Consider the following 13,061-nt stretch of genomic DNA (forward strand, 5'->3'; position numbering starts at 1 on the left):
ATGTTGATACTTGCGGAAACGCCCGGAGCCGTGCAAAAGCCTGTCCATGCTTATTCTCGATGACATTTCCGTCCGCATCGCCGGACGCCTTCTGATCGATCATGCCAGCGTGACGCTGCCAGCTGGGTCGAAGACCGGTTTCGTCGGTCGCAACGGCACCGGAAAGTCCACCTTGTTTCGGGTGATCACCGGTGATCTCGCGCCGGAAACCGGCAGCGTATCAGTGCCGAAGAACACCCGCATCGGTCAGGTGGCGCAGGAAGCCCCCGGCACCGAGGAAGCGCTGATCGAAATCGTCATGAAGGCGGACAAGGAGCGCACCGCGCTTCTGGAGGAAGCCGAAACAGCGACCGACCCGCATCGCATCGCAGAAATTCACACGCGGCTTGCCGATATCGACGCCCATTCAGCCGAAGCGCGCGCAGGCGCGATCCTGTCCGGTCTCGGCTTCAACGCGGAAGCGCAACGGCGCCCGGCGTCGGCCTTCTCCGGCGGCTGGCGCATGCGCGTGGCGCTGGCTGCGGTGCTGTTTGCCGAACCGGACCTGCTGCTGCTCGACGAACCGACCAACTATCTCGATCTTGAAGGCGTGCTGTGGCTGGTCGACTATGTGAAGCGTTATCCGCACACAGTCATCATCATCAGCCATGACCGCGATCTTTTGAATTCGGCCACGACCTCGATTATGCATCTCGACCAGAAGAAAATCAGCTTCTGGCGCGGCAATTACGATCAGTTCGAGCGGCAGCGGCATGAAATGCTGGAATTGCAGCAAAAGGCCCATGCCAAGCAGGAAGCGCACCGCAAGCACATGGAATCCTTTGTCGAGCGGTTCCGCGCCAAGGCCACCAAGGCCAAGCAGGCGCAGTCCCGCCTCAAGGCGTTGCAGAGGTTGAAACCGATCGACCTTTATGTCGAGAGCCATGTGCAGCCGTTCAGCTTTCCCGACGCGGAAAAGAAGGCCGCCTCGCCCATCATCGCGCTGGACCACGCCGATGTCGGCTACGTGCCGGGCAAGCCGGTGCTGCGCAATGTGACGCTGCGCATCGATAATGATGACCGCATCGCGCTGCTGGGATCAAACGGCAATGGTAAGTCCACACTGGCCAAGCTGATCGCGGGCCGGTTGAAGCCTGAAAACGGCACGCTGACCATTTCACCCAATCTGAAGGTGGCCTTTTTCGCACAGCATCAGCTGGACGATCTGGTGCCGGAAGACAACGCCATCGAACATGTGCGCAAGCTGATGCCGACCGAGCCCGAAGCAAAGGTTCGCTCGCGCGTGGCGCGAATGGGGCTTTCGACGGAAAAGATGCTGACACCCGCCAAGGATCTTTCTGGCGGGGAGAAAGCGCGTCTTCTGATGGGACTTGCGACCTTCCACGGTCCAAACCTTTTGATCCTCGACGAACCGACCAACCATCTCGACATCGACAGTCGCGAAGAGCTGGTCCACGCACTCAACGCCTTCAACGGTGCTGTCATCCTGATCGCGCATGACCGCCATCTGATCGAAGCCACGATGGAACGGCTTTGGCTGGTGCGCGAGGGCGGCGTGAAAGCGTTTGAAGGCGATCTTGATGAATATCGCCAGATCGTTCTGGCCGACGCCAAGGGTGAACCGGCTTCCGAACGTGACGAAGGGCCGAAGGTCAACAAGGCGGAGCAGCGCAAGCTTGCCGCGCAAAAGCGTGAAGCCATGGCGCCCTTGCAGAAAAAGATCAAGGAAACCGAAAGCTTGATGCAGAAACTGCAGAAACAGATTCAAGCTTTCGCCGCTCAACTGGAAGATCCGGCGCTCTACGAGAAAGAGCCTCAGAAAGCCATTCGCATCAACAAGGATATGAGCGATGCGAAATCCGCGCTCGCGAGCGCGGAAGAAAAATGGCTGGAGCTTTCATCGGAATATGAAGAGGCGATGGCGGATTAATCCGCCATTGCTCAACCGATAAATCCAAGAGCGAACACAAGCGCCAGCAGCACCCATCCGGCGATGCGCGCCCAGACCGGCAACGGTCTTGGCCCGAAGCGGACTGCCAGAACCGCGAAAATGACGGTCAGGATCGGAAATCCGAAATAGACCGCGACGTATCCGCTCGATCCTTCAAAAGACGAGCCGAAAACGCCAAGCCGCTCAAGCGGAAACAATGCCACCACAGCCGACAAAAGAAGCAAAAGCAAACGGTCTGAAATGGTGCCGGACAAGCTGCATAGGATCAGCTCTGTCGGCGCAGACGGGTGCGCATCAGGCCATAGACGCCCAGCACGCCCAAAACCAGACCGATGGTGGTAAAGGTTTCGTCCGGTGTTTCCGCTCCACGGCGCAGAACCAGATCGGCCTTCGATATTTGCAGGCCGTCCGTATTGCCCTGAACAAGACGAAACGCATATTGGCCGGGGATGACCGGATCAATATCGCCCGCACTCTGGCGCAGCGGCGTCCCGTCCTGCGGGCGGTCCGTATTGACGGAGCTGCTGTTCGAAACGAAATCAAGCCCCTGCGACAGAACCGGCTGGCCGTCGCGGCTGACGGCAAGCGTCAGCGCGGACCGGCGTTCTGCAGGCACATAGCCCGGCAAAGGCGTGGCATCGATGAAGACCCGCACCGGCGCATCGCCCGTTTCAAGGCGCACTTGCTGCACCTTGAAACCGCTCTGCCGGTTTTCCAGCATTGTCCAGCGACCGATCTCGCTGCCGGTGAAATGGCGCATATACCACGGGTAGCCCAAGCCAAGCCCGACGCCCGCCACGATCATCGCAACAAAAACCGGACGCATCAGGCTTTCCGCTCCCAGCGGCGATCCGGCGTCTGCTGCCAGTAAGTCAAATCGTGGTTCTCCGCCTTGAAGGCTTTCCATTGTCCGCGCGCAATATCGAGCTGGTCCTGATCGTGACCGTCAAACATCACCACAAGCCGTTCGAAATTGCCGACCTGCTCCAGCCCGGCGCCTTCCACCAGAAAGCGGACGGTTGCGCCATTGGCATTGTTTTCGGTCGTCGTCAGCAGGACAGGCTGCAGCTCCGGGTTCGGTTCCGCATCGGTGCCGTGGGCAACGAAGGACGTGTCGGAGAAGGTCCACAGCAGATTGTCCAGCGCATCCCGCCTTTCCTCGCTGACGGTCTGCACCGTCACGCGCCAGCCGCGCCCAAGCGATCGCTCGACGAGGCCCGGCAGAGCTTCGTCGAGTGTCGATTCCGTCAGATGGTAGAACAGGATTTCTGCCATGCACTTCCCAGAACTGTCTGCGAAGCGGGGCGGAGAAAATGATTCACATTCCCGCCCCATCTTCTTGTTTCAAAAAGAGTTTAGCTTTCGAAATGGTCGCGGACAAGGCGGTCGAGCAGACGCACGCCGTAACCGGAAGCCCAGGTCTGGCTATATTCATTTGCCGGAGACCCCATTGCTGTGCCTGCCACGTCGAGATGCGCCCACGGCGTTTCACCGACAAAGCGCTTCAGGAACTGAGCAGCGGTGATCGAGCCGCCGTAACGACCGGCGCTGTTCTTCATATCGGCGAATTTCGAATCGATCATCTTGTCATATTCGGCGCCGAGCGGCAGACGCCACAACTTCTCACCCGTCGCCTGACCGGCATCGTAAAGCTGGTCAGCGAGTTCATCGTCGTTGGAGAACAGACCTGCATGATACTGGCCGAGCGCAACCATGACCGCGCCGGTCAGCGTGGCCAGATTGATGATAAAGCGCGGCTTGAAGCGATCATTGGTGTAGTGCAGCGCATCCGCCAGCACCAGACGGCCTTCCGCATCGGTGTTGATAACCTCGATGGTCTGGCCAGACATGGTGGTGACGATGTCACCTGGACGCTGCGCATTGCCGTCAGGCATGTTTTCCACAAGGCCGATCACACCAATCGCATTGACCTTGGCCTTGCGTCCGGCCAGCGCGCGCATCAGGCCCGTTACGGCTGCCGCGCCACCCATATCGCCCTTCATGTCTTCCATGCCGCCAGCGGGCTTGATCGAAATGCCGCCCGTGTCGAACACGACGCCCTTGCCGACAAATGCGACGGGCTTTTCCTTGCCCTTCGCGCCCTGCCACTCCATGACGACGAGACGCGGCGGGCGCACCGATCCTTGCGCAACCCCGAGAAGCGCGCCCATGCCAAGCTTCTTCATTTCCTTTTCACCGAGAATCTCGATCTTCACGCCGAGCTTCTCAAGCTTTTCCGCTTCTTCGGCAAACTCCACCGGGCCGAGTACATTGGCCGGCTCGTTGACGAGATTGCGCGCCTGAATGACGCCATCGGAAATGGCTTCAGCCACTTCAAAGGCCTTCTTCGCGCTGTGCGTATCGGCAACGTTGATGGTGATCTTCGCGGCGTGTTTCGGCTCGGCGTTTTCCTCGTTCTTGCGCGTCTTGTAACGGTCGAACTTGTAGGACCGCAGAATCATGCCAAGCGCCACATCGGCAGCTTCGTCGCCCGCAATCGTCGTTTCCGGCAGAGCCAGCGTGACAGTCGCGCGCTCGGACTTGCCGATTCGCGAAAATGCCGCACCGCCGATCTTCAGCCAGTCGTCATTGCCAAGCTTGCCCGGCTCGCCAACGCCGACGAGAATAATCTTGTCGATGCCGCCAGCCGTCGTTTCGATTGCTTCAGCAGTCTTGCCCAATGCGCCGGTGAAATCCGAGATTTCGAGGATGCGCGCAATCTTTTCCGCCCCACCGACAGCCTGCGCCGCCTCTTCAGCGAAGCCTCCGCCTTTGGCAACCAGAACGATGGCTGCGCCTTTTTCGGGTGCTTCAAACGCGCTGAAAGAAATCGAAGGACGTTTAGACATGATAACTCCAAACCGATGGCCGATGAACAAATGACACGATTGTGTCGCGACTTTTCATCACTCATGTGAGACGAATATGGCGAAACAGCAAGGGTGCAAGCCCTTCCTTATCAGTTTTGCGTTAACTTGGGTGAAGCGCCATCACATGCAATCGATATTCTGGTCACACCCTCGGTCATTCCAACAGCTGTTGCGCAGAAACATGTTGCCTCGGACATTTCAATCCTTTTAACAGACAACAGCTAGCGCCAGCGCTTCGCTTTTAGTAATCTGTTAACTGCGTTTATTCGGGCAATCTTAGCCAAGCGGCATTAGATTAAGTTCATTATTGCGAGTGCCGTTCCAAAATGGTGAATGGGCTCCTTCAACGGAACCGGGATGTAAACTCCACCTATGCGATTGATAGAGTTGTACATCCTGCGCCGCGTGGCGATCATGTTCCTCGCGGTGCTGGGCGCGGCGGTGGGCATTACGTGGACGGTGCAGGTGCTTCAGCGCATCGACTTTCTGACGACCAGCGGACAGACTTTTCAGACGATCATTCAGTTCAGTTCGCTGCTGATCCCGTCCGCCATCCCGCTGGTGATGCCTTTTGCACTGATCATCGCCATCACCCAGACGCTCTCGACGATGAACCAGGACTCCGAACTTGTCGTCATCAATGCATCGGGCGCGCCGCGCAGTGCTGTCATGCGCCCGATTCTGATGCTTGCGGCGGTGATTTCCATCGTTTCGTTTCTCGTCGCCAATTATGTCGATCCTTATGCGCGCATGAACATGCGCGCGATGATCGCCAATGCCAGCGCCGACCTCGTCAATCTGATCGTGCAGGAAGGCAGCTTCCGCAAGTTGGCTGACAATCTCTATATTCAGGTGGCCGAGCGCCGTTCCGATGGTAGCATTGGCGGATTGTTCATCGCGGATTCCCGCGATCCGTCGCTCGATCTCATCTATTACGCAGCCGACGGTGGCATCGCCACGACGGAGACCGGCGCCAACATGCTGCTCATGCAGAATGGCGAAGTGCAGCGCCGCAGTGTGTCCGATGGCACGGTTTCGATCATCAAATTCGATTCCTATGCTTTCGACCTCAGCCAGTTTGCCTCTGCCGGCGACGATTATGTGATTTATGCCAAGGACCGTCCGCTGTCCTATCTGCTCAATCCGGACCCGAACGATCCGATCCTGCAAACGCGCCCGCTGCGTTATAAGGCGGAACTGCATCGCCGTTTGACACAATGGCTCTATCCGGTGGTCTTTGCGATGATCGCACTGGCTTTCGCCGGCGATTCCCGCTCGCATCGTGAAGCACGGGTGTCCGCATCGTTTTCGGCCATCAGCACCGCCCTTCTCGTCTATTGGGCCGGGTATTTCGCCTCGGATCGCGCAGACAAGGACGCATCCTATATTGTCGTGATGTATTTCGTGCCGATTGCCGTCATGCTCTTCACCGGTTTTGCGCTGGCGACCGGGCGCAGCATCGGGCTGCCCAACAAGTGGAACGACAGATTGCTCGACAGCTTCGACCGTCTCCGGAAGTTTGTTTCCGATCTTTATGATCGCGTGACGGGCCGCTTCCGCGGCAATGCGGGAGGTCAGGCATGATCGGTTGGACGCTCGGTCGATACTTCTTCACGCGCTACGTGCAGATCACCTTCTATTTTCTGCTCGGCATTTTCGCGCTTTCGATGCTTCTCGACTTCACCGAGAATGCCAGCAAACTCTCCAATCTGCCTGACTATACGGTGTGGGCGGCGCTTGGCCTTTCCGCCATGCGCGTGCCGTTTATCATGCAGCAGATGATTCCATTCGTGGCGCTGTTTTCCGCAATGGCGACGCTGATTTCGCTTAACCGCAAATATGAGCTGGTCGTCGCGCGTTCGGTTGGTGTCTCGGCCTGGCAATTTCTGCTGCCCGCCTGCTTCGGCGCGCTGCTATTCGGCGTCGCGACGATTCTGGTGCTCAATCCGCTGGCGGCCTATGGCTTCTCCAAGGCTGAGGAAATTGCGGCGACATGGAAAAACGGCAAAGTGACCGATGTTTCCGCGCTGCGCGATCCATGGCTTCGCCAGAAGACCGACGAAGGCGAAACCATCATCGGCGCGAAGAGCATTCTGGATCAGGGCGCGAGGCTGGCCGACGCGACATTCATCCAGTTCGACAGCCAGAAGAATATCAGCGTGCGTTACGACGCCCGCGTGGCCCAGCTGATGGATGGTCATTGGCAGCTTACCGACGTGACGCGATTCGCGCGCGGCGAAGAGCCCAAGAAAATGGACAGTTTTGCGATCCCCACGCAGCTGCGACCCGAATATGTCGAAGAGAAGCTCGCTTCTCCCGATACGATTCCCTTCACCCAACTACGACGCAAGATCGAAGTCGCGCGTTCATTCGGCTATTCAGCAAACGCATTTGACATGCAATACCAGTCACTTCTGGCTTTGCCTGCGCTTCTGATGGCGATGACGCTCATTGCTGCAACAGTGTCCCTGAAATTTGTGCGTTTCGGCCAGTCCGGCGCGATGATTCTGGGTGGCGTTGTCGCTGGCTTCATGCTTTATGTCGTTTCGGTACTGGTCAAAGCATTCGGCAATGCGGGATTCGTCCCGCCGTTTGTAGCTGCCTGGGTTCCTGTGATTATTGCGACATTCTTTGGTGTCTCCTTTTTGTTGCATAAGGAGGATGGTTAGTGGGTTTGAGTAACACCCGCATGGTATTGCCCCAGCTGCTCACGCGCTTCTCGCGCGGGACCGCCTTGGCGTGCGTCCTTGCTTTGCCTTTCATATCTGTCGCAGTCATGCCCTCGCCCGCTTCGGCGCAGGACGCATTGGGAGCCAATTATCAGAGCGATCCGAATGCACGGATGCTTCTGCAGGCGGATGAGCTTGTCTATGATCGCGATGTGAACACCGTTACCGCTCAGGGTCGGGTCAAGATCGAGTATGACGGCAACCGCCTTGTCGCCGATAAGGTGACCTATAACCAGCAAACCCGACGCATGACGGCGACCGGGAATGTGGAAGTTGTCGAACGCGACGGCAACAAAATCTATTCCGATCACATGGATGTCACCGACAGTTTCCGCGACGGCTTCGTCAATGGCCTGCGCGTCGAGACGACGGATAATACGCGTTTTGCCGCCGAAAGTGCTGAGCGCAGCAACGGCGAAATCACGACATTCAATAACGGCGTCTACACGGCTTGCGAAGCGTGTAAGAAAGACCCCGACAGGCCTGTTCTGTGGCAAATCAAGGCCCGCAAGATCATCTGGAACAGCACCACGAAGACGGTGCGGTTCGAGCGCGGCAAGTTCGAGTTTCTCGGCATTCCGCTGGCCTGGTTCCCGGCGTTTGAAATGGCTGACCCAACGGTCAAGCGCAAGAGCGGCTTCCTGTTCCCGGGCTTTGCCTATAAGGACGATCTCGGTTTCGGCATCAAGAACTCCTATTTCTGGGCTCTTGCACCGAATTACGACGTGACCCTTTCGTCGACCTATTACACGAAGCAGGGCTTCCTGACCGAAGCCGAGTGGCGCCATCGCCTTGAAAACGGCACCTATAACCTGCGTATCGCAGGCATGCATCAGGCCAAACCCGGTGAGTTTGATGTCGCGACGGTTGATCGCGATGTGGACAACCGCGGCATGGTGTCCTCGAAAGGTGATTTCGAGATCAATTCCCGTTGGCGTTACGGCTGGGACGTCATGGCCCAAAGCGACCGTAATTTCAGCCGCACCTATAATATCGAAGGATATAACGCCGGAACGCAGGTTTCGAAGATTTACCTGACCGGTATCAACAACCGTAATTACTTCGATCTGAATTTCTATCGCTTCAATGTGCAGGAGTCCCTTCTGCCGGGCGATCCAAACGAGATACATTCGAAGCAGCCTTGGGTTTTTCCAAGTCTGGATTATTCCTATACGCTGCCTGAATCTGTTTATGGCGGCGAGTTGAGCATCAACACCAATCTGCAAGCGCTTTATCGCGACAACGATAATGTGACGCCTTTGGGTACTCGCTACCCTCGTGTACCGGGTTTTGGTGGAACAAGTGCTCGTTTAACGAGTGAAGCGGAATGGAAGCGTACCTACATCACGCCATCCGGCCTGGTTATTACGCCATTGCTCGCATTGCGTGCCGATGCAATTGGTGCCAATACGAATCTCGATCTTTCCTCCGCTGGATACACAGACGCCGTCGTACGCTCCGAAGCACTGCGCGCCATGGCGACTGCGGGCCTCGAATTGCGCTGGCCGATCCTGTTCTCGAGCACCAGTTCAACGCATATCCTCGAACCAATTGCGCAGATCTATGTGCGCAACAATGAGCGTTATGCTGGTGAATTGCCGAACGAAGATGCACAGAGCTTTGTCTTCGACGCGACGAACCTGTTCTCGCGCGACAAGTTCTCTGGTTATGACCGCGTTGAAGGCGGCACGCGCGCCAATCTCGGCTTCCGCTACTCCGGCAGCTTCAACAACAGCGATTGGGCGCTCTACGCCTTGGCGGGGCAGTCGTTCCAGCTGGGCGGCCTGAATTCCTATGCAACGAGCGACTTCGTGAATGTCGGTGCGGATTCGGGTCTCGACAGCGCACGTTCGGACTATGTTGCGATGATTGGCACGTCCAATTCGACCGGTCTGGCGCTGGCTGCACGCGGTCGCTTCGATAAGGACAGCCTGTCGGTACGTCGCGGTGAACTGGAAGTGCAGCAGAGCTGGCAAAAGCTGACGCTCACGGCGCAATACGCCTATATCACGCCACAACCAGCCTATGGCTATAATGATTTGCGTCAGGAAGTGAGCGGCACCGCTTCGGCCAAGGTCAATGCGAACTGGCGTGTTTTCGGCTCGGGCACTTACGATCTCGTGTCGAATACCCTCGTCCGTGCATCGTCCGGCCTTGCCTATGATGACGAATGCTTCACTTACATGATGGCATATACGCAGACGCGTAATCCCGGTGAGGACAAGGCTTCGCACGGCATCGGCTTCAACATCTCGTTGCGCACGCTCGGCGATATCGGCAGTGGCAACCAGACATTCTAAGATTTTTTGATCGGAAACATATTCTTATGTTTCCGATCAAATCTGCTCAAAGCTGTTCCCAATAAAAAACGGCACTTCCGAAATTTGCGATTTCGTTCAGTAAACAATCTCCAATCGTCTTGTAAAATGCGCGAGGGTCATTGTTTCGCCGCACTGGCTCCTCTATACAGACAGCAATATAGTTGGTTTCCGATACTCTTGCGGCTCGATGACAAGCATATCCGGAACCGAATGAGCACATCCGGTGAAGGGTTTCGTTCACCGACCGTAAGGAAATCGGGAAACAAGATGATGTTTGCAAGACCTCTTTTCGCCTCCCTGTTAAGCGCGGCTGTCTGTCTGACGGCGCTCGGCACGGTTGCGCTTCCCACCTCGGCTTTTGCCGCTGGGGAAGCTGAGGTCAAGGTTGTCGTTTCCGGCAATGCGATCACCAATGGCGATATTCAGCGCCGGGCAGCTTTTTTGAAGCTGCAGCGCAAGGGCGGCAATACCGCCCAGCTCGCCCGTCAGGAACTGACTGACGAAATGCTGAAGCGCATCGAGATGAAGAGCCGCGGCATCAACGTTTCCGATCAGGAAGTCGATCAGGCCTATGCGGGCTTTGCCACGCGCAACAAGATGACGCTTGCGCAGTTGAATCAAGTGCTCAATCAGGCAGGTGTTACGCCGGACCATTTCAAGAAATACATCATGGTCCAGATGGGCTGGGGACGCCTTGTCAGCGCTCGTTTTCGTGCCACAGGCATGGTTAGCGAACAGGATGCCGTTCAGCGCATGCTGAAGGACGGCGGCAAGAAGCCTGTTGCGACCGAATATCATCTGCAGCAGGTCATCTTCGTCGTACCGACCTCTAAGCGGTCGCCCGCCCTTCTCGCCAAGCGCCGTCAGGAAGCCAATGCGCTTCGTTCGCGCTTCCAGAGCTGCGACGCGACGCGCCAGCAGGCAAAAGGCATTATCGATGTGACTGTCCGCGATCTTGGGCGCATTATCGAACAGCAGCTGCCGGGTGAATGGTCGAAGGATGTGAAGGCCGCTGGCGTGGGCCGCACGACACCGCCGCATGACACGGAAAAGGGCGTCGAATTCCTCGCCGTCTGCGCCACGCGCCAGCTTTCCGATGACCGCGTCGCACAGCTCGTTTTCTCCATGGAGGGCGCGGACACGCCAGAAGGTCAGGAAAAGAAGGCGGACGCGCTTGCCACCAAATATCTGGATGAGCTGCGCAAGAAAGCCACCATCGTTAATCGCTAACATTCCGGCGACAGCACAGCTGTCGTTCAGGATAAGGCAATGATATGAGCTGGCACGGTATTTTCCGGTTGCCAGCTTTTATTTTTGGAATCAGAAGCATGTGCGCACAGTCTGTTCTTCCGCTCGCGGTTACTATCGGCGACCCATCCGGTGTCGGCCCGGATATCGCGCTGGCCGTCTGGCTCAGACGGGATGAATTGTCCCTGCCCCCTTTTGTGCTGCTGGCCGATCCTGCACAGCTTGAAGCACGCGCGCGGCTTCTCAATCTCGACGTCCAGATCGAAGCGGTCGCAGACGCTGCCGCATCGCGCGAGGTTTTTGCACGCGCTTTGCCCGTCTTGCCGCTCGTGAACAAGCACAGCGAAAGCGCTGGTAAACCACTGACTGACAATGCCGCAGGCACAGTTGAAGCGATTGAGCGCGCTGTCGCGCTTACGCTCGCTGGCGAGACGTCCGCCGTCGTCACCTGCCCGATTGCCAAGAAGCCACTTTATGAAGCCGGATTCCAGCATCCGGGGCACACCGAATTTCTGGCAGAGCTTGCAAGCCATCACGCTGGCACGACAATCACGCCGGTGATGATGCTCGCCGGGCCGCAATTGCGCGCCGTCCCCGTGACCATTCACATCCCGCTTGTGGAAGTGCCGCGCCAGCTCACGACCGAGAATATTCTCGAAGTGTCGCGCATCACGGCGCATGAACTGCGCGAGCGGTTCGGGATTGCCAAGCCGCGTCTGGCGCTTTCCGGCCTCAACCCGCATGCGGGCGAAGGCGGCGCCATGGGCAAGGAAGACGACGCGATCATTCGCCCCGCAGTGGAACAATTGCAACTGGAGGGCATCGACGTGCGCGGTCCCCTGCCCGCCGATACGATGTTCCACCCTCAAGCGCGTGCGGCATATGATGCAGCCATCTGCATGTATCACGATCAGGCCCTGATACCAGCCAAGGCGCTCGCCTTTGACGAAACCGTCAATGTGACGCTGGGCCTGCCCTTTATCCGCACCTCGCCGGATCATGGCACAGCGTTCGACATTGCAGGTCAGGGCTTAGCGCGACCAGACAGTCTGATGGCAGCGATCCGGCTTGCGCATGAGCTGGCAAAAAATACAACAGGTTCCAAGGCATGAGCATCGACAATCTGCCCCCCCTTCGCGAAGTCATCGAACGGCATGACCTGATGCCGAAGAAGTCTCTCGGGCAGAATTTTCTGTTCGATCTCAATCTGACTTCCAAGATCGCCCGTCAGGCGGGCGATCTGAAGGACCAGCCAGTTATCGAGGTTGGCCCCGGCCCCGGTGGGTTGACCCGCGCCCTTCTGGCGCAGGGCGCCTACGTGACGGCAATCGAGCGCGACGAACGCTGCCTTGAGGCGCTGGCGGAAATAGAGGCCCATTATCCGGGCCGCTTGCGGATCATCTCCGGCGATGCGCTGGAGCAGGATTTCAAGACACTGTTTCCCGATGGCCCCAAGCCGCGCATCGTGGCCAATCTGCCCTATAATGTCGGCACGCAGCTGCTTTTGAACTGGCTTCTGGTCGAGCCGTGGCCGCCGTTCTATTCCTCCATGACGCTGATGTTCCAGCGCGAAGTGGCAGAACGCATTGTGGCAACACCCGACAGCGATCATTATGGACGCCTCGGCGTGCTGGCAGGCTGGCGGACAAAATCCAGGATCGCGTTCGACGTGCCACCGCAGGCCTTTACACCGCCGCCGAAAGTCATGTCGTCCGTGGTGCACATCGTTCCGCTCGAAAATCCGCTGCCCTGCAATGCGGCGGCACTCGGTCAGGTGACGCAGGCCGCTTTCGGACAAAGGCGCAAGATGCTGCGCCAGAGCCTGAAACCCATCGGCGGTGCGGCCCTTCTGGAAAAGACCGGCATTGACGGCACCCGCCGCGCCGAAACGCTCAGCGTCGAAGAATTCGTCACTCTGGCGAATGCCCATCGCCCATGACGT

The 13,061-nt window shown here is 57.7% G+C and carries 11 protein-coding genes; 7 read left to right on the plus strand and 4 right to left on the minus strand.

The genetic code is table 11. The annotated features are described in order from the left end of the window. Nucleotides 1-46 precede the first annotated feature (46 nt). Nucleotides 47-1,930 (plus strand): ABC-F family ATP-binding cassette domain-containing protein, encoded by a 1,884-nt coding sequence (locus QLQ11_RS04810; RefSeq protein ID WP_283735790.1) that lies wholly within the window; start codon nucleotides 47-49, stop codon nucleotides 1,928-1,930. An 11-nt stretch (nucleotides 1,931-1,941) separates the two neighbouring features. On the opposite strand, the gene QLQ11_RS04815 is transcribed toward QLQ11_RS04810, so the two are convergent. From QLQ11_RS04815 to QLQ11_RS04830, 4 genes are all read right to left on the minus strand, one after another. Continuing rightward, nucleotides 1,942-2,181, minus strand: coding sequence for a hypothetical protein (locus QLQ11_RS04815; RefSeq protein WP_371835924.1), 240 nt, complete (start codon nucleotides 2,179-2,181; stop codon nucleotides 1,942-1,944). Nucleotides 2,182-2,216: 35 nt separating this feature from the next. Next, a complete protein-coding gene (gene bspB / locus QLQ11_RS04820) occupies nucleotides 2,217-2,777 on the minus strand; it encodes a type IV secretion system effector BspB (protein WP_121535613.1) in 561 nt (186 codons plus the stop codon). Next, the gene (locus QLQ11_RS04825) at nucleotides 2,777-3,226 is read right to left on the minus strand and encodes a DNA polymerase III subunit chi (protein WP_283735788.1); all 450 of its coding nucleotides are present in this window, start codon (nucleotides 3,224-3,226) and stop codon (nucleotides 2,777-2,779) included. The genes bspB and QLQ11_RS04825 overlap by 1 nt, the downstream gene beginning before the upstream one ends. Nucleotides 3,227-3,306: 80 nt before the next feature. Continuing rightward, the gene (locus tag QLQ11_RS04830) at nucleotides 3,307-4,800 is read right to left on the minus strand and encodes a leucyl aminopeptidase (RefSeq protein ID WP_319080384.1); all 1,494 of its coding nucleotides are present in this window, start codon (nucleotides 4,798-4,800) and stop codon (nucleotides 3,307-3,309) included. 393 nt (nucleotides 4,801-5,193) lie between these two features. Here QLQ11_RS04830 and lptF point away from each other — a divergent pair, with 393 nt between their 5' ends. From lptF to rsmA, 6 genes are all read left to right on the plus strand, one after another. Continuing rightward, a complete protein-coding gene (lptF, locus tag QLQ11_RS04835; protein WP_121535607.1) occupies nucleotides 5,194-6,405 on the plus strand; it encodes an LPS export ABC transporter permease LptF in 1,212 nt (403 codons plus the stop codon). Next, the gene (gene lptG, locus QLQ11_RS04840) at nucleotides 6,402-7,490 is read left to right on the plus strand and encodes an LPS export ABC transporter permease LptG (RefSeq protein ID WP_124915599.1); all 1,089 of its coding nucleotides are present in this window, start codon (nucleotides 6,402-6,404) and stop codon (nucleotides 7,488-7,490) included. The genes lptF and lptG overlap by 4 nt, the downstream gene beginning before the upstream one ends. A 20-nt stretch (nucleotides 7,491-7,510) precedes the next feature. Next, nucleotides 7,511-9,850 (plus strand): LPS-assembly protein LptD, encoded by a 2,340-nt coding sequence (locus QLQ11_RS04845; RefSeq protein WP_283736115.1) that lies wholly within the window; start codon nucleotides 7,511-7,513, stop codon nucleotides 9,848-9,850. Nucleotides 9,851-10,138: 288 nt separating this feature from the next. Further along, the gene (locus QLQ11_RS04850; protein WP_140024830.1) at nucleotides 10,139-11,101 is read left to right on the plus strand and encodes a peptidylprolyl isomerase; all 963 of its coding nucleotides are present in this window, start codon (nucleotides 10,139-10,141) and stop codon (nucleotides 11,099-11,101) included. Between the two features lie 98 nt (nucleotides 11,102-11,199). Further along, nucleotides 11,200-12,231, plus strand: coding sequence for a 4-hydroxythreonine-4-phosphate dehydrogenase PdxA (gene pdxA, locus QLQ11_RS04855; protein WP_283735786.1), 1,032 nt, complete (start codon nucleotides 11,200-11,202; stop codon nucleotides 12,229-12,231). Next, nucleotides 12,228-13,058, plus strand: coding sequence for a 16S rRNA (adenine(1518)-N(6)/adenine(1519)-N(6))-dimethyltransferase RsmA (rsmA, locus tag QLQ11_RS04860; RefSeq protein WP_319080385.1), 831 nt, complete (start codon nucleotides 12,228-12,230; stop codon nucleotides 13,056-13,058). The genes pdxA and rsmA overlap by 4 nt, the downstream gene beginning before the upstream one ends. The last annotated feature ends 3 nt before the right edge of the window (nucleotides 13,059-13,061 follow it).

This window comes from Ochrobactrum sp. SSR (assembly GCF_030067775.1).
GTDB classification, from domain to species: domain Bacteria; phylum Pseudomonadota; class Alphaproteobacteria; order Rhizobiales; family Rhizobiaceae; genus Brucella; species Brucella teleogrylli.

What these genes read in the sequence shown, in the direction of transcription:
- QLQ11_RS04810 (WP_283735790.1), top strand. Translation starts at nt 47, where the DNA reads ATGCTTATTCTCGATGACATTTCCGTCCGCATCGCCGGACGCCTTCTG.
- bspB (WP_121535613.1), bottom strand. Translation starts at nt 2,777, where the DNA reads ATGCGTCCGGTTTTTGTTGCGATGATCGTGGCGGGCGTCGGGCTTGGC.
- QLQ11_RS04825 (WP_283735788.1), bottom strand. Translation starts at nt 3,226, where the DNA reads ATGGCAGAAATCCTGTTCTACCATCTGACGGAATCGACACTCGACGAA.
- QLQ11_RS04830 (WP_319080384.1), bottom strand. Translation starts at nt 4,800, where the DNA reads ATGTCTAAACGTCCTTCGATTTCTTTCAGCGCGTTTGAAGCACCCGAA.
- lptF (WP_121535607.1), top strand. Translation starts at nt 5,194, where the DNA reads ATGCGATTGATAGAGTTGTACATCCTGCGCCGCGTGGCGATCATGTTC.
- lptG (WP_124915599.1), top strand. Translation starts at nt 6,402, where the DNA reads ATGATCGGTTGGACGCTCGGTCGATACTTCTTCACGCGCTACGTGCAG.
- QLQ11_RS04845 (WP_283736115.1), top strand. Translation starts at nt 7,511, where the DNA reads ATGGTATTGCCCCAGCTGCTCACGCGCTTCTCGCGCGGGACCGCCTTG.
- QLQ11_RS04850 (WP_140024830.1), top strand. Translation starts at nt 10,139, where the DNA reads ATGATGTTTGCAAGACCTCTTTTCGCCTCCCTGTTAAGCGCGGCTGTC.
- pdxA (WP_283735786.1), top strand. Translation starts at nt 11,200, where the DNA reads ATGTGCGCACAGTCTGTTCTTCCGCTCGCGGTTACTATCGGCGACCCA.
- rsmA (WP_319080385.1), top strand. Translation starts at nt 12,228, where the DNA reads ATGAGCATCGACAATCTGCCCCCCCTTCGCGAAGTCATCGAACGGCAT.